Origin of the sequence: Nannocystis sp. RBIL2, from assembly GCF_026626745.1 — a bacterium.
Lineage (GTDB): Bacteria > Myxococcota_A > Polyangia > Nannocystales > Nannocystaceae > Nannocystis.
In genome coordinates this window covers 4,868,063-4,892,020 of sequence record NZ_JAPNJW010000002.1, presented here as the reverse complement: position 1 = coordinate 4,892,020, position 23,958 = coordinate 4,868,063, and the positions used below count along the sequence as shown (strand labels likewise).

The 23,958-nt window shown below is 70.9% G+C and carries 23 protein-coding genes; 10 read left to right on the top strand and 13 right to left on the bottom strand.

Annotation, left to right across the window (positions count from 1 at the left end):
- Positions 1 to 11: 11 nt before the first annotated feature.
- The 4 genes from OV090_RS44285 to OV090_RS44270 form a co-directional block, all read right to left on the bottom strand.
- Positions 12 to 1,145 (bottom strand): hypothetical protein, encoded by a 1,134-nt coding sequence (locus tag OV090_RS44285; RefSeq protein ID WP_267710985.1) that lies wholly within the window; start codon positions 1,143 to 1,145, stop codon positions 12 to 14.
- Positions 1,146 to 1,560: 415 nt separating this feature from the next.
- Positions 1,561 to 1,806, bottom strand: a complete 246-nt coding sequence (locus OV090_RS44280) for a hypothetical protein (protein ID WP_267710984.1) — start codon at positions 1,804 to 1,806, stop codon at positions 1,561 to 1,563.
- A 284-nt stretch (positions 1,807 to 2,090) separates the two neighbouring features.
- Positions 2,091 to 3,002, bottom strand: coding sequence for a hypothetical protein (locus OV090_RS44275; RefSeq protein WP_267710983.1), 912 nt, complete (start codon positions 3,000 to 3,002; stop codon positions 2,091 to 2,093).
- A gap of 163 nt (positions 3,003 to 3,165) precedes the next feature.
- Complete coding sequence (locus OV090_RS44270) at positions 3,166 to 4,671, bottom strand: FAD-dependent monooxygenase (RefSeq protein WP_267710982.1); 1,506 nt, start codon at positions 4,669 to 4,671, stop codon at positions 3,166 to 3,168.
- Positions 4,672 to 4,742: 71 nt separating this feature from the next.
- Between OV090_RS44270 and OV090_RS44265 the strand changes: the two genes are divergently transcribed.
- From OV090_RS44265 to OV090_RS44245, 5 genes are all read left to right on the top strand, one after another.
- Positions 4,743 to 5,426, top strand: coding sequence for a TetR/AcrR family transcriptional regulator C-terminal domain-containing protein (locus OV090_RS44265; protein WP_267710981.1), 684 nt, complete (start codon positions 4,743 to 4,745; stop codon positions 5,424 to 5,426).
- A 252-nt stretch (positions 5,427 to 5,678) separates the two neighbouring features.
- Positions 5,679 to 6,110 (top strand): MarR family winged helix-turn-helix transcriptional regulator, encoded by a 432-nt coding sequence (locus OV090_RS44260; RefSeq protein ID WP_267710980.1) that lies wholly within the window; start codon positions 5,679 to 5,681, stop codon positions 6,108 to 6,110.
- 30 nt (positions 6,111 to 6,140) lie between these two features.
- A complete protein-coding gene (locus OV090_RS44255) occupies positions 6,141 to 6,887 on the top strand; it encodes an NAD(P)-binding domain-containing protein (protein ID WP_267710979.1) in 747 nt (248 codons plus the stop codon).
- Positions 6,884 to 7,699, top strand: a complete 816-nt coding sequence (locus OV090_RS44250; protein WP_267710978.1) for an NAD(P)-binding domain-containing protein — start codon at positions 6,884 to 6,886, stop codon at positions 7,697 to 7,699. Before OV090_RS44255 ends, OV090_RS44250 begins: the two co-directional genes overlap by 4 nt.
- 210 nt (positions 7,700 to 7,909) lie before the next feature.
- Positions 7,910 to 8,614 carry a nitroreductase gene (locus OV090_RS44245; protein ID WP_267710977.1) on the top strand — a complete coding sequence of 235 codons (705 nt, stop codon included), beginning with the start codon at positions 7,910 to 7,912 and terminating at the stop codon, positions 8,612 to 8,614.
- A 230-nt stretch (positions 8,615 to 8,844) separates the two neighbouring features.
- Here OV090_RS44245 and OV090_RS44240 read toward each other — a convergent pair whose 3' ends face one another.
- Positions 8,845 to 10,566 carry a VCBS repeat-containing protein gene (locus OV090_RS44240; RefSeq protein ID WP_267710976.1) on the bottom strand — a complete coding sequence of 574 codons (1,722 nt, stop codon included), beginning with the start codon at positions 10,564 to 10,566 and terminating at the stop codon, positions 8,845 to 8,847.
- 511 nt (positions 10,567 to 11,077) lie between these two features.
- Between OV090_RS44240 and OV090_RS44235 the strand changes: the two genes are divergently transcribed.
- The gene (locus OV090_RS44235) at positions 11,078 to 11,788 is read left to right on the top strand and encodes an EF-hand domain-containing protein (RefSeq protein WP_267710975.1); all 711 of its coding nucleotides are present in this window, start codon (positions 11,078 to 11,080) and stop codon (positions 11,786 to 11,788) included.
- Positions 11,789 to 11,931: 143 nt separating this feature from the next.
- Here OV090_RS44235 and OV090_RS44230 read toward each other — a convergent pair whose 3' ends face one another.
- Entirely contained in the window at positions 11,932 to 12,261 is a 330-nt protein-coding gene (locus OV090_RS44230) for a LysR family transcriptional regulator (RefSeq protein WP_267710974.1), read from the bottom strand.
- A 288-nt stretch (positions 12,262 to 12,549) separates the two neighbouring features.
- The gene (locus OV090_RS44225; protein WP_267710973.1) at positions 12,550 to 13,863 is read right to left on the bottom strand and encodes a cytochrome P450; all 1,314 of its coding nucleotides are present in this window, start codon (positions 13,861 to 13,863) and stop codon (positions 12,550 to 12,552) included.
- A gap of 356 nt (positions 13,864 to 14,219) precedes the next feature.
- Between OV090_RS44225 and map the strand changes: the two genes are divergently transcribed.
- Positions 14,220 to 14,981, top strand: coding sequence for a type I methionyl aminopeptidase (map, locus tag OV090_RS44220; RefSeq protein ID WP_267710972.1), 762 nt, complete (start codon positions 14,220 to 14,222; stop codon positions 14,979 to 14,981).
- Between the two features lie 163 nt (positions 14,982 to 15,144).
- Here the strand turns inward: map and OV090_RS44215 are convergent, their stop codons facing one another.
- The 3 genes from OV090_RS44215 to OV090_RS44205 form a co-directional block, all read right to left on the bottom strand.
- Complete coding sequence (locus tag OV090_RS44215; protein WP_267710971.1) at positions 15,145 to 16,305, bottom strand: acyl-CoA dehydrogenase family protein; 1,161 nt, start codon at positions 16,303 to 16,305, stop codon at positions 15,145 to 15,147.
- 379 nt (positions 16,306 to 16,684) lie between these two features.
- The gene (locus OV090_RS44210; protein WP_267710970.1) at positions 16,685 to 17,542 is read right to left on the bottom strand and encodes a hypothetical protein; all 858 of its coding nucleotides are present in this window, start codon (positions 17,540 to 17,542) and stop codon (positions 16,685 to 16,687) included.
- Between the two features lie 172 nt (positions 17,543 to 17,714).
- Entirely contained in the window at positions 17,715 to 18,518 is an 804-nt protein-coding gene (locus OV090_RS44205) for a DUF1338 domain-containing protein (RefSeq protein ID WP_267710968.1), read from the bottom strand.
- Positions 18,519 to 18,571: 53 nt separating this feature from the next.
- Here OV090_RS44205 and OV090_RS44200 point away from each other — a divergent pair, with 53 nt between their 5' ends.
- Both OV090_RS44200 and OV090_RS44195 read left to right on the top strand, forming a co-directional pair.
- A complete protein-coding gene (locus tag OV090_RS44200) occupies positions 18,572 to 19,504 on the top strand; it encodes a methyltransferase domain-containing protein (protein WP_267710967.1) in 933 nt (310 codons plus the stop codon).
- 85 nt (positions 19,505 to 19,589) lie between these two features.
- Complete coding sequence (locus tag OV090_RS44195) at positions 19,590 to 20,273, top strand: hypothetical protein (protein ID WP_267710966.1); 684 nt, start codon at positions 19,590 to 19,592, stop codon at positions 20,271 to 20,273.
- Between the two features lie 18 nt (positions 20,274 to 20,291).
- Here OV090_RS44195 and OV090_RS44190 read toward each other — a convergent pair whose 3' ends face one another.
- The 3 genes from OV090_RS44190 to OV090_RS44180 are packed head-to-tail and all read right to left on the bottom strand — an operon-like array spanning position 20,292 to position 22,630.
- Positions 20,292 to 20,774, bottom strand: a complete 483-nt coding sequence (locus OV090_RS44190; protein WP_267710964.1) for a PaaI family thioesterase — start codon at positions 20,772 to 20,774, stop codon at positions 20,292 to 20,294.
- A 20-nt stretch (positions 20,775 to 20,794) separates the two neighbouring features.
- Entirely contained in the window at positions 20,795 to 22,030 is a 1,236-nt protein-coding gene (locus tag OV090_RS44185; protein WP_267710963.1) for an acetyl-CoA C-acetyltransferase, read from the bottom strand.
- Between the two features lie 18 nt (positions 22,031 to 22,048).
- On the bottom strand, positions 22,049 to 22,630 hold the full coding sequence (locus OV090_RS44180) for a TetR/AcrR family transcriptional regulator (RefSeq protein WP_267710962.1): 582 nt from the start codon (positions 22,628 to 22,630) through the stop codon (positions 22,049 to 22,051).
- Positions 22,631 to 22,888: 258 nt separating this feature from the next.
- Between OV090_RS44180 and OV090_RS44175 the strand changes: the two genes are divergently transcribed.
- The gene (locus OV090_RS44175) at positions 22,889 to 23,839 is read left to right on the top strand and encodes a DUF6748 domain-containing protein (RefSeq protein ID WP_267710961.1); all 951 of its coding nucleotides are present in this window, start codon (positions 22,889 to 22,891) and stop codon (positions 23,837 to 23,839) included.
- Positions 23,840 to 23,958: the final 119 nt, after the last annotated feature.

Below are 23,958 nucleotides of genomic sequence, written 5' to 3'. Positions count from 1 at the left end.
CGACCTCCCGCTCAACCGGGGATCGGGGTCGGGGTCGGGGTCGGGATCTCGAGGGTGTCGCTGCAAACCTCTGCCTCGCCGTCGACGTAGGCCTCGTTGATCATTGCCGCGCAATCGCTGAGCTCGGAGGCGGAGAGCGTCGCAGGGCAACCGCCGAGCGCGGCGTTGGCCGCCGTGAGCACCTCGCCGACGCTCATGCCGGCGCAGGGGCTCTCGGGGTCGGCGATCACGAGATCGGCCAGCGGGACCGGCGTGTCGACCTGCTTGTAGTCGTCGAACGCGTCAAACGCGACGCTCAGGCTGAGCGCGACGACCTGACCGAAGAGCACGGTGCCGACGGTCGGATCGGCGTCGGAGCCGTCGTAGGAGACGGCCTCCCCGGGCAGGAGCGCCCGCGGCGAGCCCCCGGTCGGCAACGCCCGCTCGACGGCGGCGCTGCCGAGCAGCGTCGCGTGCAGGTCGCCGCAGCCGACGACGAGCCCGTCCGGGAACGCCGCGTCGAAGTGTGCATCGCGGTAGCAGCCAGGATTGTCGCCCTGGCAGACGGTGCCCCAGCCGCCCTGGGTCTGCGTGCGGTAGCCGCACGACTCGCCCCCGTCACACGTCGATGGCACGTACTCGAAGTACATGCCCCAGTTCTTGCCGGGGAAGTCTTGTCCCTGACCCCACGCGGTCTCTCCACCGACGAGCTCGCCATCGATCTCCTGCGCGACCGCGGCGTGGGTCGCGATGTACAGGGGGTCGCCCGGCTCCGCGCCGATGTCGGCGAGCAGCACGCAGAAAGCGTCGTGCTGCGTCCACAGATCTTCGTGGTGGAGCGGGAACTGCCCGGGGATCGGGTTTCCGTTCTTCTGCGGGAGGTCCGCGGGCTCGGTGGCGATGGCGAGGTGCGTCTCGGTCAGGTACCAGTCGGCTTCGGTGGCGAACGCGACGCAGACCGTGGTCTCGTCGTTGTAGACGGTGACCGACCCGACGTCGATGTTCTGTCCGGCGATGAGCTCGACCGAGGCTTCACCGCACGCCTCGGCGGAATTCATCGGGGTGACCTCGGTGAGCGCGCGCATGTCGCCCGACCGCGCCTGGTCGCATGCGAATCCCAGCAGCGTGAGCGCTACGAAACCGAACTTCCAATTGTGGTGTGCCATTGTCGTGCTTCCTTTGAACCGACCGTCGTGTCGGGGCAAGTGCACGAGCTCGCGCACTAGCGACGGTGTTCGTCGCCCTTAGGCCGCGGAACGAAACGTTCCTCCAAGGTCGCCGACGATTTTTTTCCCGGTGCCTGTCTGGTCGTGTGCCGCGAATGTGGTCGCTACGAGGCTCATGTCTTCCTCGCAGGTCCTCATCGCCGAGCTCGGTCGGAGTCATGCGCGCATGGCCTGTAGAACGTGTTGCAGCCCTCCTCCAAACCCGACCGCCGCGCCGAGTATTAAAAACCGTCGAGTCCGCTGGCCGAGCGCGGGTCGCACGAGGCGCTGCCGTGAATGCTCCTGTCAGCCATGGGCATGACCCTTCGGACATGCCCTAGGAGACACCCGAACGGGCCGGCCGCCGCCGTCGCCCTCAGCCGCCGGTCCGCACGCGGCGGAGCACCACCTCCTGGTGCACCGAATAGTGAGGCGACGGATCGATCACCGCCTTGCCGACGTCGACCGCGTACTCGTGCTCGGCGTCGGCGCGGTCGTCTCCGCGCCGTTGCTCGTGTTCGACGCCCCGTCCGTCCCGGGGTTCGAGCTGCCCGCCGTCGACCCGCCGTCCGTCTCGGTGCCCTCCCCGGGCTTGCCCGAATCGGGACAGGCCGCCATGCACGCGAGCACCGATACACTCATGCCATAAGAAGTCCAACGCATCGGACGAGGCTACACGCGCGGCGCGGCGAGGTCCACTCGCCCGTCGGCTCCCCGCGTCCGCCATGTTCCATGCGCCTGAAGCGCGCGGTGCCGAGCTGAATGCCGAGACATGGTTTTAAGGACATGCCTGTCAACACATGCTCTTTGGGACAGGAGCATCGCGCGACCTGTGGTGCAGCGGCGAGCCGACCTGGTGGACGACTCGCAGCGAAGCGGTGGTGATCGGCTGGCTTCCCCGATCGGTCAATTCGCGGCGCCGCTGCGCACCGCCTCGAGCGTCGCCTCGGCGCCCGCGAGCTTGCCGACCAGGACGATCGCGCCGCAGCGGCCGTCGAGCGTCGCCACGGTGCGCGCGAGCGCCTTCTCGACGCAGGCGTTGGCAGCAGGCGAGCCGCCGCTGGCCGCCACGTCGCGCGTCTTGCCGCCGGCGAAGGTCCAGGTCGCCGCGAACGCTTGACCGGCCGGCGCGCACTTGTCGAGCGCGCGCCGCTGCTTCGCCAGCGACCCGGCGATGACGAGCGCGCCGAGCATCGGCATGCCACCCGTCACGTCGCACATCAGGTCGCGCAGCTCGAGCCCGTCGGCGGCGATCGAGCCGACCGAGAGGTTGGCCTCGGCGATGAACGCGGGGCTCTTCGGCGCGCGCGCGGCCTTGGCCTGGCAGCCCTGCGCATCACCGAGAGCGCACGCCTTGTCGATGAAGGCGGTCGCCGCCGCGGGATCGACGGCGACGCCGAGCCCCTTGTCGTGGATCACCGCGGCGATCAGACAGCCGACCGAGTTGCCGCGCTCGCACGCGCCGGTCACCACGGCCAGCGCGCGCGCGGGCTCCTGCGCCGCGCCGCCGCTGCCGTTGAGCATGATCGTCGCCGCGCCCATGCAGGCTTCGGGATCACCCTGCTCGCACCGGGGCACCAGCCGCTCGACGCAGGCCGCACCGTCGTGCCAACCGTCGCCCCCGCGGTCGATGGTCGCCGGGCTGCAGTCGGGCTCCTTCGCGGCGACCGGCTCGGCCTGCGTCGGCGAGGCCACGGGCGCGCTCGCCTCGGTCGTCGCGGCCTCGCTCGGAGGAACCGGCGCGGCCGGCTCGGATCGACGGCAAGCGAGTGAGACGAGCAGCAACGACGCGGTGAACCCCAGGACCGACTTCGACATGCGCCGCGGAGGCTACGCCACACGCGTACGCCCGGGAAGGGCCCCCTGCGGTCCACGCAGCTCGCATGCCGTCACGCTCGGGGTGGCGCGCGAGCGCCCCCGCTGGCATCGCCGGGGTGCTCCTCGGGAGTGCAGCGCGAGCTCGAACCGAGGAGCCATGGTCTCACTCGCCAGAGGCCGGTCGAGGAGCTCGGGTCGCCGCGGGCCCGCACCAGAGCGGCAGGACGGCGCCCAGGGACGACACGTCGTCGCCGGCCCTCGCGACGTGACCGTCCGGGCGGATCAGGAGCCGCGTGGCCCCCTCGAGCTCGTCCTGGTCCGCGGCGAAGGTCGCGAGCACGAGCTCGACCCGATCGCGCCACGGCGCCCAGACGTCGCGCAACTCGAGGTCGTCGGGGCGAGCGAGCAGCACGAAGCGGCCCGCGTGCAGCGAGGCGTAGAGGCGCTGCGGGCCGCGCTCGCTGGCCAGGTGGAGATCGGGCACGCGTCGCCCCACCAGCGGGTGCGTGCCGACAGCGGCGGGATAGGCCACGTCGATCGCGCTGATCAGGCCCGCCAGCTTGCGCTGGACCGGCGGGATGGCGAGGAGCTCGTCGAACAGCTCGCGCAGGGCCAGGCCCTCGGGCGAGACGTCCATGAGCTTGCCCTGCGCGGTGGTGTTCCGGGCGAGCGCCTCGCCGACCGGGCGCCGCTCGTCGTGGTAGCTGTCGAGCAGCCAGGGCGGCGCCCAGCCGTGGACCGCGGCCGCCAACTTCCAGCCGAGGTTGGTCGCGTCCTGCAGGCCGACGTTGAGCCCCTGGCCGCCCGCGGGGAAGTGCATGTGCGCGGCGTCGCCGGCGAGGAACACCCGGCCGACGCGATAGCGTTCGGCGAGCCGGGTCGCGTCGCCGAAGCGCGACAGCCAGCGCGGGGCGTGCATCCCGAGGTCGGTGCCGAAGATCCGCGTCACCGAGCCGCGCAGCTCCGCGAGCGTGACCGGCTCCGCGACGGGGACCTGCGCCCGCGTCGGATCGACGACGACGATCCGATGCGCGCCGTCGCCGAGGGGGACCAGCAGCAGCAGGCCCTGCGCGTTCGTCCGCGAGACCGGGCGCGCCGGCGGGTCGGACAGGACGACGTCGCCGAGGATCGCCGTGCGGGTGGTCGCGCTGCCGGGAAAGTCGACGCCGATCGCCCGGCGCACGGCGCTGCCGGCTCCGTCGCAGCCGACGGCGTAACGCGCCCGCACGTCGAGCTCGCCGCCGGGCCCCTGGACCCGCAAGGCGACGGCGTCGTCGGTCTGCGCGAGGTCGACGAGCGTGTGCTCGCGGACGACCTCGACGCCGAGCTCGCGGGCCCGCTCCTCGAGCAGCTCCTCGGTGTGCACTTGCGGCAGAAAGAGCGTGTAGGGGTGCGGGGTCGGCAGGCGCGAGAAGTCGAGCCGCGTGTCGAGCGCTGCGAAGTGGGCGCTGGGGATCGGGACACCACGACGCACGAATCGGTCGACGATGCCCCGCTGGTCGAGGAGCTCGAGGCTCCGCGGGTGAAGGGTGAGCGCGCGCGACTGCTCCGTCCGCCGCGCCCGCTGCTCGAAGACGCGCACCCGCACGCCCGCGAGCGCCAGCTCCGCCGCCAGCATCAGGCCCACCGGGCCCGCGCCGACGACGACTACGTCGATCTCCATCCTCATGAGGACCTCCTCGTCGAGTGAAAAACTCGAACAGTGTTAGAGTTCTCTAACGGTGTTAGAAAGTCAAGCGCATGCTGCGACGCGAGCAGGTGGTGGAGGCGGCCCTGGAGCTGCTGGACGAGGTCGGGCTCGACGGCCTGACGATGCGGCGGCTCGGCGAGAAGCTGAACGTGAAGGCGGCGACGCTCTACTGGCACGTCAAGAACAAGCAGGAGCTGCTCGAGGCGATGGCGGAGGCGATGCTGGCCGACTGCGGCGCGAGCCCGCCCGCAGCCGCTCCAGGGCTCGCCCGGGCGATCGAGCTCGCGGGCCAGCTGCGCGCGGCGTTGCTCGCCCATCGCGACGGGGCAAGGGTGTTCGGAGGAACGTACGTGGCGCAGCCGAACACGCTGCGGATCTCCGAGCGGCTGCTGGCAGCGCTACGTGAGGCGGGCTTGCCCCTGCGGGCGGTCGCCTGGGGCGCCTGGACGATCACGTACTACGTGATCGGCTTCACCCTCGAGCAGCAGGCGCTGAGCACGACGTCGGGCGACGGGCCGCAGCGGCTGCGGGCGGCGCTCGACCCGACGCGCTTCCCTCAGCTCGCGGCCGCGTTCTCGCACCTGATCGACGGCGACCTCGAGGCGCGCTTCGACTACGGTCTGCGGCTCATCACCGCAGGATTGCGGGCAGAGCTGCCGACAGGGGCCGAGTGGGTGCGTCCGGCGGACCCGCGAGCGACCGGCCGTCGAGAGCGACGCCGGCCCGCGCGCTAGCAGGATGCGGAAGGGAGCCTCGAGCGCTCGGCTTCATGCTGAAGACGCGCGTGCTGGCTGTGCGAAGGGCGCCCTATCGAGCTCCTCGTCCAGGTGGCGGCGATGGCGCAGCTGACCGCCCGCCCTGCCAGGTGAGCGAGCACAGACGGCGCGGGGGCGCGCCCACGCCGCCGATCTGGGCGCGCGCGATGGGTGAGCCGGCGGCTTGACAGGTTATCAGCAGCGCGCTAGTTTCTAGCGCACAAGAGAACGATGACCTCGGAACGGCAGACCGTCGGCACGCAACTTTCCTTCGCGCTTTATGGCGCGGCGAACCGAATGGCGCGCCTGCACAAGCCCTTCCTTGAGCCGCTGGGCCTGACCTTCCCCCAGTACCTCGTGATCCTCGAGCTGTTGAATGGCGCACCACAGACTGTCGGCGCACTTGGCACCCGTCTCGACATGGACACGGGCACGATCACGCCGCTGGTCAAGCGGCTCGAGGCCGCCGGCTTCGTGACGCGCACCCGCGACCGCACCGATGAACGCCGCGTGCTGGTCGATCTGACACCCCGTAGCCGCGCCCTCGAAGCCGAGGTCCGGGGCATCTCGAACAAGATCAAGTCGGCATGCCAGCTCACCGACCAGGGCCTGGACGACCTCCGTCGCACGCTCGAAGCGCTCGCCCACCCGGCGAGCGAGTGAAACCTTCAAGAACCTCAAGGAGCTTCAAGCATGAAGATCGGTATTTTGGGGACTGGCCACATCGGCAAGACCCTGGTCCGAAAGCTGAGTGCGGCCGGACATGACGTGAAGGTGGCCAACTCCCGCGGCCCGGACACGATCGCGGCCGATGTGCTGTCCTCTGGCGCACACGCGGTCACGGCGCCGGAAGCCGTGGCCGGCGTTGACGTCGTGATCCTGTCGATCCCCCTCAATCGCCTTCCCGAGGTCGCGCCGCTCATCACCAGCGTTCCAGCCGAGACGGTCGTCATCGATACGTCGAACTATTATCCGGGACGGGACGGCAGGATCGACGCGATCGAAGCCGGTCAGGTCGAGAGCCTGTGGGTGGCCGAGCAGTTGGGCCGTCCCATCGTCAAGGCATGGAACGCGATCGGTTCCGACTCTTTTGCGAAGAAGGGCAAGCCTGCGGGGAGCGCGGACCGCATCGCTCTGCCTGTTGCAGCCGATCGTGACAGGGACCGCAAGGTGGGAATGGCACTCGTCGAGGATACCGGGCTCGACGCATTCGACGCAGGGACGCTTGCCGAGTCGTGGCGGCAGCAGCCTGGCGCTCCGTGCTACTGCACGGACCTCACCCGCGAGGAGATGGCGGCCGCTCTTGCTGCGGCGGAGCGGGCGCGATTGCCGAAGCGGCGCGACCTGGCTGTTGCGGCTATCATCGAAAGGGTTGGGGACGGCACCACGAACCCAGATGCGGAATACGGCGTCCGCCTGAGCCGTGCGCTGTTCATGTGAGCCTTGACGCAACCACTCATACGTTTAGCAGCCCCCAAGGATCTACCATGAACGACACGACGAAGATGAAGATCGGGATCCTCGGCACGGGCCACATCGGCAAGCCGTTGACGAGGAAGCTGGCGGCGGCCGGCCATGAGGTGAAGGTCGCCAACTCACGCGGTCCGGAAACCATCGACGCCGAGACCTTGGCGACGGGCGCACGGGCGGTCACGGCCGCCGAGGCCTTGCAGGACGTGGACGTGGCGATCATCTCGATCCCGCTCAACCGCCTGCCCGCGATCGCGCCGCTGGTCGCGCAGCTGCCCGCCGAAACGGTCGTCATCGATACGTCGAACTATTTCCCCCAGCGCGACGGGAAGGTCGCAGCGATCGAGGCCGGTCAGGTCGAGAGCCTGTGGGTGGCCGAGCAGTTGGGTCGGCCGATCGTCAAGGCGTGGAACTCGATCATCGCGGAGTCCTTCGTCAACAATGGCCAGCCGGCGGGAGTGCCGGGCCGCATCGCGCTTCCCGTCGCGGCCGACCGCGAATCGGATCGGAAGGTCGGGATGGCGCTGGTCGAAGCGACCGGGTTCGACGCGTTCGATTCCGGCACGCTCGCCGAGTCGTGGCGACATCAGCCGGGCTCACCCGCCTATTGCACGGACCTCTCCCGCAGCGAGTTGCCGGCCGCGCTGGCCGGGGCCGAGCGGGATCGGCTGACGAAGCGGCGCGATCTGGCGTTTGCGGTGTTTTCCGAACGCTGCGATCTGAGCAAGGAAGTTCCGCCTGCCGATTTCGTCATTCGCGTGCATCGCATGTTGTTCATGTGAACCGCGACGTCGGCAGGCCGGACATGAGAAGCCCGTCGGAGTGCCCGGGCTCGTGGCCAGGTGCCTCCACGGGCTCGCAGGGGCGTCTCGATACGCCTGTGATGGCCACTCACCAGATGAAACCCCTCAACCGTATCTATCCCTTCGTCGCGTTCCGCGCCGCGTGCTGCCGTATCGAGAGCGGGCTGAGGGGGAGCAAGGTTCTGATCCATGCCGCAGCGTGACATGAAGGCCCAAGACATGACCGAAGCCCTGTTCCACGATGTCGTTCGCGATCGTCACTCCGTGCGCAGCTTCCTTCCCGCTCCGGTGCCCGCTGCGTTGCTCCGCTCGGCGCTCGAGGACGCGCAGCGGTCGCCGTCGAACTGCAACACGCAACCCTGGCAGGTTCACATCGTGTCGGGTGCGAAGCGTGATGCACTCAGCCAGGCCATCCTCGCGGCCGACGAGGCCGGGCGGTTCACGCTCGACTTCAGCTTCGACCTCGAGGACTTCGACGGCGTCTACCGGCAACGCGCCAGGGACCAGGGAGCGGCCTACTATCAAGCGATCGGGGTCGCGCGTGAGGCGACCCAGGAGCGCCGGACGGCCGCGCGGTACAACCTCGAGTTCTTCGGCGCGCCGCACGTCGCCCTCCTGTTCATGCCCAAGGTCGGCGACAGCGTGCGGGTAGCGGCGGACATCGGCATGTACGCGCAGACGTTCCTGCTAGCCCTTACCGCTCACGGACTTGGCGGGATCCCGCAGACGATGCTCGGGATGTACGCCGATACCATCCGCGAGGTGCTCGGCATCGACCCGTCCTCGAAGATGCTGTTCGGCATCTCCTTCGGCTACCCCGACAGGTCCGCCGCGGCCAACCGCTACCGGATCGGTAAGGTGCCGATTGAGCAAAGCGTGACGTTCCACGCCTGACCCCGTCGCCCCAGCAGGAAGGTGGTCTTGCCCGAGCCGGGCTGGCCGACCAGCAGCAGGTGGCGGTACATCGCGCGCTGGGGTGAATGCGAGCTGGGCATCCGAACGAGCGATCGCGGTTTCGCCGTCGGGAGCGACGCCGGCCTGCGCTCGGCTCCACGCGTTGGAGACGCGAGCCATCGCTTGAACTCCAAGAGGCGAAGGGGATGCGGGTTGCCCGGGACGCCGCCTCAAGTCGGCGGCCTGCACACGCCGTCGGGGCCGACGTGGGCCTGGACGTGGATCGTGTTCAGCGCCTTCCAGTGCGGCGCTTCGAACTGCGGGATCGTGCCGTCCTCGCGCACGTTGGTGACGTGGTAGGCCTGCTGGTTCCAGATCCGTCGCGCAGGCGCCCAGCGATCGTTCTCGTCGCTGTATGCACGTAGGGTGGGGAAGGGGTTGGGCGCTCCGCTGTACCACGTCAGACCGCCGCCGTGCGACGTGACCAGGAGGTCCGCGGCCTTATCGTTGTCGATGTCGGCGACCACGGGGAGGTTCAGATCGCCGAGGCCGCCGTGGGGCTCGCTCCACACGGTCGCGCCGGTATGATCGGACACGCGCAGGAAACTCTCGTCGGCGTGGATGACCTCCGGAGTGCCGTCGCCGAGCAGGTCGAAGACCGTCGCGGCGGCGGGCCACGAGGGCTGGGGGTTCGGCGTGGACCACAGGACGGCGGCGTCGTTGCGGTAGGCGCTGAGCAAGAAGATATGGGTCTTGACGAACTCGAGCGAGCCGTCGCCGTCGAGGTCGTAGACCGCCGAGGGCTTGAGGTACGCGGCGTCCTCCTGGTCGAGCGGCAGGAGGTCGGCGAACTTCACCGTGCCGTCGTGTTCGATCATCGTCAGGCCGTGCTGCGAGCTGAACAGGACCTCCGGCCGGCCGTCGCCGTCGAAGTCGGCGGCTTCGGGGACGCTGGCATGCGAGTCCCAGGCAGGCGGCTGGAACAGGGCCGTGCCGTCGTGATGGAACACCCCCGCGGAGACGAGGACCTCGAGGTCGCCGTCGCCGTCGATGTCGGCGGCCGACGGCTCCCGCTCGTACAGGGGGTAGGGCGCGAACTTGTGGAGCAGCTGACCGTGGTGGTCGAGGATCGCGTCGACGAAGACGATCTCGACGTCGCAGTCGTTGTCGAGGTCGGCGAGCATCAAGGCGGCGCTGGCGTATTCGGAGTAGGCGATGATCGAATCGCTGCGCCACTTCAGGGCGCCGTCGTGTTCGTAGGCGACGACCCCGCGGCCCGATCGGTCCTGCACCACGATCTCCATGATCCCGTCGCCGTCGATGTCGCCGATCGCCGGCGTGCTGTGCCAGTGGGTATCCAAGATCCGGAAGTGCAGCGCGCCGGTGGCCCCGTCGAGCACGTAGAGCGCGCTCGGGTGCAGCGGCGGGGGGCCGAACGCGTGCAGCACCACGTCCGGGGTGTCCTGCAGGTCGATCACGCCGTCGCCGTTGTCGTCGGTCAGGTTACCGACGAGCGGCGTGGTCGTGCTGAACGAGAGGCCATCGTCGGGGGTGAACTGCCATTTCAGGGTCGGGGTGAACGCCGCGAGCGGGGGGCCGAATTCACAGTCCAGGAGCGGCGGATCGTCGGCCTGGACCGGGCAGCGCAGCGGCTCCTGCGAGGTATCCTCGCCGTCGCTGGAGCCGTCGCTGCTGTCGCCGGTCGAGGTCGCGCTGGCGCCGTCGGTGGTGGCTCCGGTGCTCGTCGGCCCGGTGGTGCCGGTCGGCGGTTCGGTGGTGCCGGTCGGTGGTTCGACGGTGTCGGAGCTCGTCGGGCCGGCGGTGCCGGTCGATGGTTCGGTGCCGGCGGTCGTGAGGGTCCCGCCCGCCGTGCCCGTGCTGAACCCCGTGCTGGCGACGTCGTCGCCACAACCGACCAGGGTCGACAAGACGACCACCCATTGCCATTTCATTGCGGTTTCCTCTCGGCGGTGATGACTCGTAAAGGACGGCGATGCGCGGGCGCGACCCGGGGCATGCTCGCGCTCGGGGTTCTTCCGGCGTGCGACCCGGTCGCTGGGCCCGGCAGCACCCTCGATGGGTTAGTTCCCGCCGGTTTGCGATCAATTGCGTCAGGGCCCGAACGCCGCGCAGGCGTCGATCGAGCCGCATGGGCTCGCGTCGCGCGCCCTGGGAGCGCGGCGACGAGCGGCGTACTGGCGTGCGCGCTTGGCGGGGTTCGGGCGGGTGGGTACCGCGGGAAATGTTGGCGGGACGTAACCGGGAGCGCGGCGCGGAACCGCGCAAATGGCCTGGAACGGGTCGCAGGGGGTGCTACGGGCTCTGCCCCTGTGGCGGCCGGGGGCCTCTGTAAAGCGACGGTAATCCGGCGTGCAGGGAGTCCGGGGGCGACCAATATCAGGATGCGAGCCGGGGCCCTGACCCGCGCGGCGAAGGCCGCCCCCCGGTGCGAGGAGACACACCATGACACGCATCACCAAGGCCGCCTTCCTGTCCCTTTCCCTCCTGTTCGTCGCCTGCGACAAGGAGGAGACCGAGGAGCCCACCGAGCAGGAGCTCGCGGAGGTCGAGGGTGGTCATCACAAGGGCGGCTTCATGGCCAAGTTCGACGCGGACGGCGACGGCGCCATCTCCCGCGAAGAGGCCAAGGGCCACCGCTTCGAGGCGAAGTTCGCCGAGCTCGACGCCGACGGCGACGGCAAGCTGACCCGCGAGGAGCTCAAGGCGATGAAGGGCCACCGCGGCGACCGCGGCGGGCACAAGGACCCGGAGGCGCGGGCGACCAAGCTGCTGGCCAAGTTCGACGCCAACAGCGACGGCGCGCTGTCCCGCGACGAGGTCACCGAGGGGCCGCTGGCGGAGAAGTTCGCCGAGGCCGACACCGACAGCGACGGCAAGCTGACCCGCGAGGAGCTGAAGGCGCTGAAGGGCCGCGGCGGCAAGCACGGCGACGGGCCCAAGGACCCGGCCGAGCGCGCGGCGATGATAATGGCCAAGCTCGACGTGAACAGCGACAACGCGCTGACCGCCGACGAGGTGGCCGGGCACCACAAGCTGGCGGAGAAGTTCGCCGAGGCCGACAGCAACAGCGACGGCAAGCTGACCCGCGAGGAGCTGGTGGCGTTCAAGCAGGCCCACCACGGCGAGAAGCACCGCGGCCCGCGCGGCGAATGAGCCGACCTCCCGCGAAGCCGGGTCAGGAACACCGAAGCGCCGCTGCCCTCACGGGCGGCGGCGCTTCTCTCATGGGTCGCGGAGGTCCGCCGCAGGAGGGCCGAGCGCTCTTCGGCGCCGCTGCGGCCGGGCTGCAGGTCCGCTCAGGACGGCTGGCCGCGCATGGCGATCGGGACATGTCCTAATGGGCATGCTCCATCGGGCATGTCTTTTGATAAAGATTCGGCGACCGCGCGGCGAGCGGCGTCGACCTCGGCGAGGATGGCCCGGGCGTGGGCGAGGAAGCGCTCGCCGGCGGGCAAGAGGCGGACGCCGCGCGGGGTGCGGTCGAACAGGCGGGTGCCGAGCTCGTCCTCGAGCTGGCGGATCTGCCGGGTCACCGGCGGCTGCGACACGTGCAGCCGCTGCGCCGCGCGGCCGACGTGCTGCTCCTCGGCGACGGCGACGAAGTAGCTGATCTGGGTCAGGCTCACGCGCCCAGGCTACGCGCGGGCGGCCGCGGCAGGCAAGCCTGCGCGGTCGCGCGGGCACACGGGAGGAGTCCGCAGCACGGCAGGCGAACCGCGCTTCAGCGGTGCTCGGCGGGAACGGCGAGGCTGCGCGGGAACGGCGGCAGAGCACCAGGGCGCGGCCAAGCCCCAGCGAGGCCATCGAGACGGCGAGTCCGCGGTCGCGGCGGCAAGTCAGCAGGAGGCCGCGTTTCAGCGGTGGTTGTCGGGGACGGCGCGACCGCGTGACCGCGCGGCAGATCACCAGGCGCGTCAGCGGCGGCGGACCACGGGGACGCCGCCCTTCGGGCCGATCGTGGCGGCGCGCACCCCCGTGCGCGCGGGCGCGGCGGCGAGCTCGAGCTCGAACTCGAGGATCAGGGTCGCCAGCACGACCTTCATCTCGTGCAGCGCGAAGGCGGCGCCGAGGCAGCGCCGCGCGCCGCCGCCGAACGGCAGGTACTCGTGCGGCGGCGGGTGCTTGCCGCCGAGGAAGCGCTGCGGGCGGAAGCGCAGGGGCTCGGGGTAGCGGGCCTCGCGGAGGTGGACGAGCAGCAAGCAGGCGCCCAGGCCGGTGCCAGCGGGCAAGAGGTGGCCGCCGACCTCGAACGGCCGCAGCAGCTTGCGCGAGACCAGCGGGATCAGGGGGTGCAGTCGCAGGGTCTCGGCGCACACTGCGTCGAGCAGCGGCGACTGGGCGATGCGATCCGGATCGCCGCCGAGCGGCCGCAGCTCCTCGCGCAGACCGCCGAGCAGCTCGGGCTGCCGCAACAGCTCGTCGACGGCCCACGCCAGCGCAGTGGCGGTGGTCTCGTGGCCGGCGATCACCATCGTGAACAGCTGCTCGACGATCTCCTGCTCGTCCATGGCGGCGCCCGACTCGTCGCGCGCGGCGACCAGGAGGCTCAGGATGTCGTCGCCCGGACGAGCTGGATCGCGGGCGGCGATCTCCTGCCGCAGGAGGTCGTGGACGCCGCCGAGCAGCCGGCGAAACCGGGCCCACGGACCGAAGCCGGCGAAGTCGCGCTGGAGGGCGCGGAAGGTGGCGATCAGCGGGCCGAACGCGGCGATGGTGTCACGCACGCCGCGGCCGCAGGCGGCGACCCGCTCGCCGGCCGAGACGCCGAAGATCGTGCGGATGATGACGTCGAGCGAGATGTCCCGAAAGACATCTTCGATCGGAACCCGGCGGCCGCACGGGACGGCCTCGAGGTGGGCGCGTGCGCTGTCTCGCATGGTGGCGCCGTAGGCCCGCATGCGCGCGCCGTGGAACGGCGGCTGCATCAACTTGCGGGCGCGGCGGTGGGCGGCGCCGTGCTGCAGGAGGACCGAGCCGCGCCCGAGCACGGGGGCCATGGCGTCGGCGGCGAACGGCGCGAAGGTGTCGGGCTCGGCGGAGAAGATGGCACGCACTGCCTCGGGAGCGCTGGCGACGACGATCGCGCCGCCGAGGCTCCGCAAGGTGAAGAGGTCGCCGTGCCGCCGCCCCAGGTCGAGGATCGATCCGACCGGATCGCGGAGATAACGAAGGGTCTGCCAGAGCTCGCTCCGAGGCCCTGGTGGGAGTCGATGCGTGGGCTCGTTCATCGGCGAGGACGAGTGTGCACGCAGGTCGAGGCTTCTGCGAGGGGCGGGCGCAATTCGGCGAGGTCGGCGGCGAACCGCTCGCATGCGTTTCGAGCTTTGCTTCGCGGCGCGCTGGTGGGATCGGCAGCGCGGGTGAATCATCGTTCCACGGGGGCGGGTCGCGATTGACGAGACCATGCGGTCGACGAGGCCGCAGTCAGCGGTGTGACCTGCGAGTGATTCGTGCCCCATGGCTACAGGACATCCATCGATGTGCAGGGAGCGCTCGGGACCGTCGTGATGCGCGAGGCGCTGGCGCGAGCGCCATACCAAAAGAGTATTGGACCGGCCGCGGCGGTCCGGCGCACGCTCGCGGCATGTCGGTGACGATCTACGGGCCGCGCGAGATCGCGGCGATCGAGCGCGCGGGGGCGGCGGCGGCGGGGACTCTGGCGTACGTGGCGGAGCGGCTGCGCGCGGGGGTGACGACGGGGCAGATCGACGCGTGGGTGCGCGAGGACACCGCGCGGCGCGGCGGGCGACCGAGCCAGCTGGGGTACCGCGGGGCGGGGCCGGGGCCGTTCCCGGCGAGCGTGTGCACCAGCCGCAACGAGGTGGTGTGCCACGGGGTGCCGCGGGCCGACGTGGTGCTCGCCGAGGGTGACATCGTCAACGTCGACGTGACCACCGAGCTCGACGGCTTCCACGGCGACACGTCGGCGACGTTCTGCATCGGCGCGGTCTCGGAGGAGGCGCAGCGGCTGGTGACGACCACGCGGGCGGCCCGCGACGCCGGCATCGCGGCGGTGCGGCCGGGGGCGCGGCTCGGCGACATCGGGGCGGCGATCGTCGAGGTCGCGCGGAGCGGCGGCTACGGAGTTGTGACCGACTTCGGCGGCCACGGGATCGGCCGCCACATGCACGAGGCGCCCCACGTGCCCCACGTCGGCCGCGCCGGCACCGGGCTGCGCCTGCGCGAGGGGATGGTGTTCACGATCGAGCCGATGCTGACGATCGGGACCCCCGAGGTCGAGGTGCTGAAGGACGGCTGGACTGTGGTCACCACGGACCGCAAGTGGAGCGCCCAGTTCGAGCACACGGTGTGCGTGACCGCCGACGGTGCGCGCGTCCTGACGTGAGCGGGCGAGGGCCGCGCTGGCGCTGCGAGCAAGCGGGTCCGTGATCTCGCGACAGCGCGCGCGGACGGGAACATCGGAGGTCGCCCGGCCGTTGCGGCGCAATCTTTATGCTTGAAGGGACATGCTCCGGAGAGCATGTCCCTTCGGACATCTTCCGTTCTGCTCAGCCTCTGGCGAGCAGGGCGGTGAGGTCCTTCGTCAGATTCTTCTGGTGGGCCTCGATGGTGCCGCCGCCGATCTCGAGCAGCTTGGCGTCGCGCCACAGGCGCTCGACCGGGAACTCCTTGCAGTAGCCGGCGCCGCCCATGACCTGCATGGCGTAGTCGGCGACCTGCTTGCCGACGGGGGCGGCGAACAGCTTGGCGGCGTCGGAGCCGACGCGGTTGCGGACGTCGGGGCCGATGTCGCGGGCGACGTTGTAGACCAGGCACTTGGCGGCCTCGGTCATCGCGAAGCCGTCGGCGAGGTAGCGCTGGATCTGCCCGAAGCGGTTGATGCTCTGGCGGAACGCGTGGCGCTCCTCGGCGTAGCGGACCATGATGTCGACGCAGCGGTCGGCGATGCCGACGCTCATCGCCGCCAGGGTGGTGCGCTCGATCTCGAGGTTGCGCATCATGTGCGTGAGGCCGCTGCCGACCTCGCCGAGGACGTTGGCGCCGGGCACCTTGCAGTCCTCGAAGATCAGCTCCGACATGGTCGAGGCGCGCATGCCGAGCTTGTCGATGTGATTGCTGGTGCGGAAGCCGGGGCAGTCGCGGTCGACGACGAAGGCGGTGATCCGGCCCTCGACCTTGGCGTAGACGAGGAAGCAGTGGCCCTCGCAGCCGTTGGTGATGTACGTCTTGGTGCCGTTCAGGACCCAGCCGTCGCCGTCGCGCACGGCGGTGGTGGTCATGCCGAGGACGTCGGTGCCGGCGCCCGGCTCGGTCATGCCCATGCCGGCGACCCACTCGCCGGACAGCACGCGCGGCAGGTAGCGCGAGCGCTGCTCGGCGTTCGAGCAGTGGTAGAAGTTGTTGACGAACAGCATCGAGTGGGCCAGGTACGCCAGGGTGAAGCCGGGGTCGTACTTGGCGAGCTCGTGATGCACGATGACGGCCGCGACCGCGTCCATGCCGGCGCCGCCGTCGGCCTCGGGGATGGTGATGCCGAGCAGGCCGAGGTCGCCGAGGCGGCGGAACAGCGGGACGTTGAGCTCACCCTTGGCGTCGTGCGCGGCGGCCTGCGGCTCGACTTCGCGCGCGGCGAAGTCGGCGACCATCTGCCGCAGCATGCGGTGCTCTTCCGTGGGGTTGAACAGCAGGTCCGAGGCGAGTCGCTCCATGTCGAGCAAAGGGTGGCACCGCTCGGCGCCGGCGCAGAAGCCCGCCGGGCGTGCGATGGCTCATCGCTGCGGCTGCTCACCGGGGTCGGCAGTCGCGCCGCCGGGCGCCTGGCGCTACGACTCGACCCGTTTGGCCCGCACGTGGGCCTCGTAGACGGCGCGCATCGGCAGCTCGAGGTCGGGGGAGATCCGCGGCCTGTCGTCGGCGTCACGGACCACCAGACCGACGCCGCGGCGCTGCCACAGAAGAACTCGGCGAAGTGGGTGCCGGCGCGGACCAGCAGCTCGTGGCGCGCGTCGGGCCGAGCCCGGCGAGCGCGGCGGTCGCTTCGCCCTCGCTGCGGCCTGCGGCGCGCAGGCCCTCGGTCGTGCCTTCGCGCTATTCCGGCGCTGCCGCCGACGACGCGATGGTAGAGAGGCTCGCAAACAGGTCCTCTCCTGCAGCGAAGCGCTCGCACCTGTCATCGCCGGCCGCGAGCGCGAGCTCCAGGGCCGCCATGAATTCGAGCAATCTCATGTCGAGCTTCAGCGCCGTGAGCGCGACATTCGCGCTGGCGACGATCAGCTTGTCGTACTGCTTGCGGACGCGGTCGATCGGGAGGCCTCCGCGCGCTTGTCCGTCCTCGCGGATGCTCTCGCACGCGTCCGCATCGAAGGAGTGGAACATCCGGCAATTGAACGGCCTGAACTCGTAGACCGAGCAGTTTCCGCCCACATTGAGCGGGCACAGGTACCCTCGCTGCGGGTCGCCATGCTGCAGCGCAGCCTTGCGATCCTCCATCCGCCGCTCGAGCTCGAGCCGGTCCTGGGCCGAGAACGTGCGGGCCACGACATGAGCGACGAGCACCGCCTCCGCGCCGACCACGCCGACAGGGGAATGACAACAGTGGTTGCAGCCCGGCTTGCACGCGAGCTGCATCTCCGTATCACCGAAGCGCAGCGCGCTCGGCCGAGATGCGGCGAGTCCGTCGTGGTGCTTGTGCCAGGTCTGGGTCGCCCAGAGCGCCCCGATCGACCTTGGGCGGCTGTCGTGGCCAGCGAGCACGTCGGTGAGGACCCTGAGGTGGAACTTCTTGGTCTCGCCCGGGAGGTCGGGGATTGGCTCGACCCCGTATTTGGCGAGCAATTGTTCCGGGCCCGTGTCACGCACGCTCGGCGTCGCGGGGCCGCCAGTGGGCGCCGCCCGCTGTTGACGCCCCCGCGCCCGTTCTCGGCGAGCCCTGGACTCCTTGCCCACGGCCCGAGGTTACGCGTGTGCGTGCAAGCCCGCAAGGCGCTCACTGCAGCGCACGCGCCGCTGTCCGAGGGCAATGCGCGCGAGCAGGGGGCCTCGCGGTGGCGCGTGCGCATGAGGTCGATGCGGGCCTGGATCCCGCAAAAAAATCACGAGCTCGGGCGGCGTGCGGCGGTCACGAGACGGGCCTCCGATCGGTGCTCTCGAAGATCTTGTCGGCCGAGCCCTCGATGAAGCCGCGGAACTGCTGGCCGTCGGGGCCGGGCCAGCGGCGCGCGAACTCGTAGTAGCAGGCCGGCACGGCGAAGGTGCCGTCGCTGAATTCGACGTCGACGACGTCGGCCACGGTCGACGACTGCTCGAGGCCCTGCGCCGGCGAGCCCTTGATCTCGCCGCCGGCGCTGCTGAGGCGCAGACCGTGGGCCTTGAGGAATTCGTCGAGCGCCGCGAGGTCGCCGAGGCGCGCGAGCGCGTGGACGGCGACCGTGAAGTGGTTGGCCCGCCAGCCGAACGCGGCCAGCCAGGCGGCGTACTCGCTCTCGCGCCGCAGCGCCTCGACGTCGGCGTGGGCGACCTGCCACGGGCGGCCGCGCGCGCACAGGTCCGGCGCGGCGAACATGGCCTCGGGGACCTGCGCGAGGAGACTTCGGACCATGTCCTGAAGGCCAGGTGAGAACTGATCGAGGACGAGCTCGCTGACGAACACGAGCGGGAGGTCGGGGTCGTCGTGGGCGAAGTGACGGGCGACGAGGCGCTTCTCGGCGAACCGGTACGCGCCGGCGGCGCGGTAGCCGGCGCGCACGAACGGGCGCGCCAGGACATCGATGTCACAGCGTGGATCTCCCCAGGTGCGCAGGGCGATGTGGTCGTGGACGACGTGTTCACCGGCCTCGGCCAGGAGCGCGTCGATCCGCTCGACCTGCGGGTTCAAGGCGGCGTAGTCGCGCCTCAGGCGATCGAGGAGGTCGTGGATGGCCACGACGCCAGGATAGCGCTTGCGGCGGCGGCGCGGACGCGCCAAAGTTCGCACGCGTGGATTTCCGTTCGTTCAAGCTCCATCGGCCGGATCGCCACGTGCGCGCGGTAGTCGTCGGCGCCCGCGGCGAGCAGGGCCGCGACCTCGAGGGCGAGGCCTACGCGCGCGTCGACGCGGTCGCGGAGCCGATGTGGGCGGCGTTCGGCCGCCACGCGGGCGCCCCGGTCCGCGCGGTCGCGGTCGACGCGTTCGCCCGCCACGCGACGCTGTCGCTCGACGACCCGGCCCGGCCGGGGCTGCGGCTGACGCCGGCCGAGTTCGAGGCGTTCGTCGACGTGATCGCCCCGGTGGCCCGGGCGATCCGCGCCGAGCTGTTCGTGCGCACGCCCGACGTCGCCGGCGCGAACCCGGGCGAGGCGAGGTTCTGGGACCCGCTGTTCGCGGCCGACGCGGGCGGCTGGGAGCTCGGGCGGGCCGCGCCGCCGCTGGTGGCATGGTTCTCGGAACATGTCCCGAAGGGCATGCAGGCGCTGGTCCCCGGCTGCGGCCGCGGGCACGAGGCGCGCCTGCTGGCGGCGCTCGAGGCGACCGTGACCGCGATCGACCTGGCGCCGACGGCGATCGCGCAGGCGCAGGCGATGACGCCCGCGGGCCTGGCGATCACGTTCGCGGTGCAGGACCTGTTCGCGCGGATAGGTCAGCCGCCGGCGTTCGACCTGGTGGTCGAGCACACCTGCTTCTGCGCGATCGACCCGGCCCGCCGCGACGACTACGTGACGGCGGTGGCCGACTCGCTGCTGCCCGGCGGGATGCTGGTGGGCCTGTTCTACGCCCATGGCCGCCCCGGCGGGCCGCCGTTCACGACCGACCGCGCCGAGGTCGAGCGCCGCTTCGCGCCGCGCTTCGCCATCGAGCAGCTCGAGGTGGCGCACGGGTCGACGCTGATCCGCCACCGCCAGGAGCTTTTTGCGGTGATGCGCCGGCGGTAAAGGCCCGCGATTTCGCGCCGCGGCGCGGGGCCGTGTCGCAATGGCGGGACTTGCCAGGCGCGTCGCGGGCTGGTGATAGTGCGCCATGTCCAGCCGCCCGCAGTATCTCCTGTGTCTGTTCCTCGCCTCCGCGTGCGGAGAGAGCGGCAGCACGACGACCGCCGCCTCGACCGGGACCGAGACGACGAGCCCCTCGACCGGCCCCGCGACGACCGGCACCTCCGAGGCGCCGACCACCAGCGGTGATTCGAGCAGCAGCACGACCAGCAGCGGCGATCCGAGCAGCAGCACGAGCGGCGAGTCGAGCAGCAGCACGAGCGGCAGCGGGGAGGACCTCGAGATGCAGGCCGAGGACTTCACCTGCATCCTCGAGTGGGAGAAGGTCCGCAAGTTTCGCATCACCAACCTGCTCGGCCACACGGACGAGGCCCTCGAGGTCGCCAACAGCCCGACCGGCGGCACCTATCCGGTCGGTACCGTGATTCAGCTGATCCCCGGCGAGGCGATGGTCAAGCGCGCGGCGGGCTGGGCCCCGGACAACTCGGACTGGGAGTTCTTCGCGCTCGAGGTCTCGGCGCAGGGCACGACGATCATGGCGCGCGGCACCCAGGACGTGGTGAACGGCTTCGGCGGCAACTGCTTCGACTGCCACGCGAAGGCAGCGCCGCAGTGGGACCGGATCTGCGAGGAAGGCCACGGCTGCGACCCGCTGCCGTTCACGCCCGAGCAGATCGAGATGGTCCAGATGGCCGACCCGCGCTGCCCGTGAGCAGCAGGACGCGGGATGCTAGCGACCCGCGGCCATGTCGCCGCGGAGGATCATGCAGGTGCTGGCGAGGCGGGCGACGAGGCTCTGCTTGTCGTCGACGACGTCGCACTCGACGTAGCAGATCGTGCGGGTGCGCTTGACGATCCGCGCGTTGGCGGTGAGCAGCTGATTCCACACCGGTTTGAAATAGTTGGACTTGAGCTCGAGGGTGGTGAACGATTCGCCGCGCTCGAGGATCGAGCCGACCGCGGTGCCCATGGCGAGGTCGGCGAGGTCGCAGAGGACGCCGCCGTGGAGGGTGCCCATGGGGTTGGCGTGGCGCTCGGGGTCGGCCTGCAATTCGGCGGCGGCGACGCCGTCCTCGGCGCGGAGCATGCGAATGCCGAGGAGGCGGGCGATGGGAGGATGGGGGAGCTCCCCGGCCATCACCCGCGCGAACCATTCGCGCGGGTGAATGACCGGGGCGTCGCTCTTCGGCGGATTGGTGGGAGTCGACGACATGACGGGGAGCTCCTGTTCGGTCAGATGCGCTCGACGATGACTGCGATGCCCTGGCCGCCGCCGATGCACATGGTCACGAGGCCGGTGGCGAGGTCGCGGCGCTCGAGCTCGTCGACGACGGTGCCGAGCAGCATGGCCCCGGTGGCGCCGAGCGGGTGGCCGAGGGCGATCGCGCCGCCGTTGACGTTGACGCGCTCGGGGTCGACGCCGAGGCTGCGGGTGGTCTCGAGCACGACGGCCGCGAAGGCCTCGTTGATCTCCCACAGGTCGATGTCACCGACCTGCATGCCGGCCTGCAGCAGGGCCTTGCGCGACACCGGGGCCGGCGCGGTGAGCATGAGCACCGGGTCGCTGCCGATCGTGGCGATGCTCTTGATCGCGGCCCGCGGCTTCAGGCCGTGAGCCCGCGCGTACTCCTCCGAGCCGATCAGCACCGCGGCGGCGCCGTCGGTCAGCGGGCTCGAATTGCCGGCGGTGTGCGAGTGCTCGATGCGCGCAGTGTCGGGGAATTGGGCCAGGGCGATCTGGTCGAGCGTGCGGCCGTCGGGCGTGACGGCCGTGTTGCCCAATTCGACGAACGACGGGCCGAGCTTGGCCAGGCCGGCCAGGCTGGTGTCGGGCCGGACCAATTCGTCGCGCGCGAGCACGACCTGGCCCGTGGCGGGATCGACGACCGGGACGAGGGCGCGGTGGAAGCGGCCCTGCTCGACCGCGATCGTGGCCTTGCGGTGCGAGTCGGCGGCGAAGACGTCGAGCTGCTGGCGCGTGAAGCCCTCGCGGGTGGCGATGAGGTCGGCGCTGATGCCCTGGGGGATCTGGAACACGCGCTCGCGTAGGCGGGCGTTGTGGCCGTCCTGGCCGCCGCCGTCGCTGCCCATCGGGACGCGCGACATGCTCTCGACGCCGCCGGCGACGATCAGCTGTTGAAAGCCCGAGGCCGCGCCGTAGGCCGCCATGGCGATGGCCTGCAGGCCCGAGCCGCAGAAGCGGTTGAGCGCCACGCCGCTGACCTCTTGCGGCCAGCCGGCGGCCAGGACTGCGTTGCGGGCGATGTTGGCGCCTTGCTCGCCGACCTGCGACACGCTGCCGACGACCACGTCGTCGACCTCGGCGGCGGTGATGCCGGCGCGCGCGACCAGGCCATTGAGGGTCTGCGCGAGGAGCTCTTGCGGGTGAATGGCGCTGAGGCTGCCCTTGCCGGCCTTGCCGCGACCGCGGGGGGTGCGAACAGCGTCGAAGATGAGTGCCTTGCCCATGATACATGTCCTCCGGGACTAATCGTTGCGGAACGCCTGCCGCGCGAAGTCGCGGCAGGACTTGAGGATCTCGTCGGAAACGGGGGTGCCCTTGAGGGCGCGCGCGAGGCTGAGGCCGCCGTACATGAGGGACAGCAGGGCGAGCGCGCGCTGGCGGCTCGGCGCCGATTGGTCGGCGATGCATTCGGCCAGGGCGTCGGCGTAATCGCCGAGCTCGTGGGCGAGGCCCTCGCGCACTGGTTCGCCGGCCTGCGCGACGTCGGCCACCACGGCCGGCAGCGGGCAGCCCTCGCCGGGGTGGTCCCGGTGGCTGCGCGAGAGGTAGCGGCGGACCACGAAGGAGACCGCCTCGACGCCGCGCAGCTTGCCGGCGCCGGCGACCAGGTTGCCCCACAGCTCGCGCAGCGACTGCCGCAGCGAGGCGGACACCAGCGCCTCCTTGGATTCGAAGTGGGCGTAGAAGCCGCCGACGGTCAGGCCGGCGCCCTTCATCACCTCGGCCACGCTGGCCCCGCCGATCCCGCGCTCGCGCAGCAGCCGGGTCGCCGAGGCGAGGATGTCTTGCCGGGTGCGCTCTTTCTGTTCGGTTCGGACGGTCACGGCGGGCCTCCCTGGCGGGTTGGTTGGGATGACGCCCGTAATATGATGGTCGTCATTCGAGATGTCAAGCGGGGGCAGCGCCAGGGGCGCCCGTGCGGTGGTGCGCATGTAGGAGCGGGGTGTACTCGGAGGACCCCTGCGGTCGTCGGGGGGGCGACGGATCACGGACGCGCGGGGCCGTTTCGTCACGACGCGGGGATGAGTCGATTGGCTTGCGGCGCGGGTCTCATCGCATAGAACCTGCGGGGTTCGCTCGTCATGCGCGTCGCATTGGGGATAGTCTGCGTCCTGTCGTCGTTGACCGCGTGTGGTCGGCTGGCGCCGCCGAAGGGCAGCGCGGAGGTCGACGAGAGGGCGGCCAGCGCGCCCGATCCGGAGTCCTTCTATCGCGTGACCCGTCAGGACGACCGCGAGTGTGAGGGGCTCGTGTGCGGCGGCTTCGCCGCCCGGCGCGTCGATCATGACACTGCAGTATGTGGTGATGGATCGCGGCGGCGGGAGTGCCCCGTCGGTGTGATCGATCTGTCGGCGCTCGGGCTCGAGGCCGGGCGCGAGCAGGAGCTGCGCGCGGCGATCGAGGACGGGCGGGCGCTGGTCCGCGGCACGCTCGCGCGGCAGGGCGCGCTGATCGTCAGCGAGGGCTGGTTCGGGCGCACGGGGGCGGCGCCGAGCGGCGCCTTTTATCGCCTCAACGGGATCTACGCCGGCTGCACCCGCGAGCCGTGCCCGCTCGCGCACGCGTATCGCCTCAATGCGGGGTGGGACACCGTGATCGCGGGGCTCGACCTCGCGGGCACGGGGGTGTCGCCGGCGGTCGAGGAGCTGACGCGGCGGGCCATGCACTCCACGGCCGACGGGGTATTGGTGGCAGGGACGACGCGGCTCGTCCGCGGGCCGGGCGGCAGCATGCAGGAAATGGTGGCCAGCGAGATCTACACGCGGGCGATCCCCGCGGGCGGGGTCGCGTGCGCGGGTGGCATGTGCGCGCCGGGGGAGTTCTGTCAGACGCCGCCCGGGCAGTGCGGGGCGATCGATCGCGGCACCTGCAGCGGGCCGGTCGGGGCGCACACCGTCGAATTTGCGCCGGTGTGCGGCTGCGACGGCAAGACCTATAACAATGATGGGGCGCGCTGGCTCGGCCGCACGGGTCGGGCGCACGAGGGCGCGTGCAAGTCGCCGCCGAAGCCGCCGGGCAAGAGCTCGCACTGAGGGTGTTGCGGCGAGGTGTCCGAAGGGACATGTCGCGGTGATTTTTCGACGGGTCGAGCTGTCGCGGGGTTGAGCGGTGCGTGTCGACTGCGCCGTCGCCCGGAACCGGGGCGGGCGAG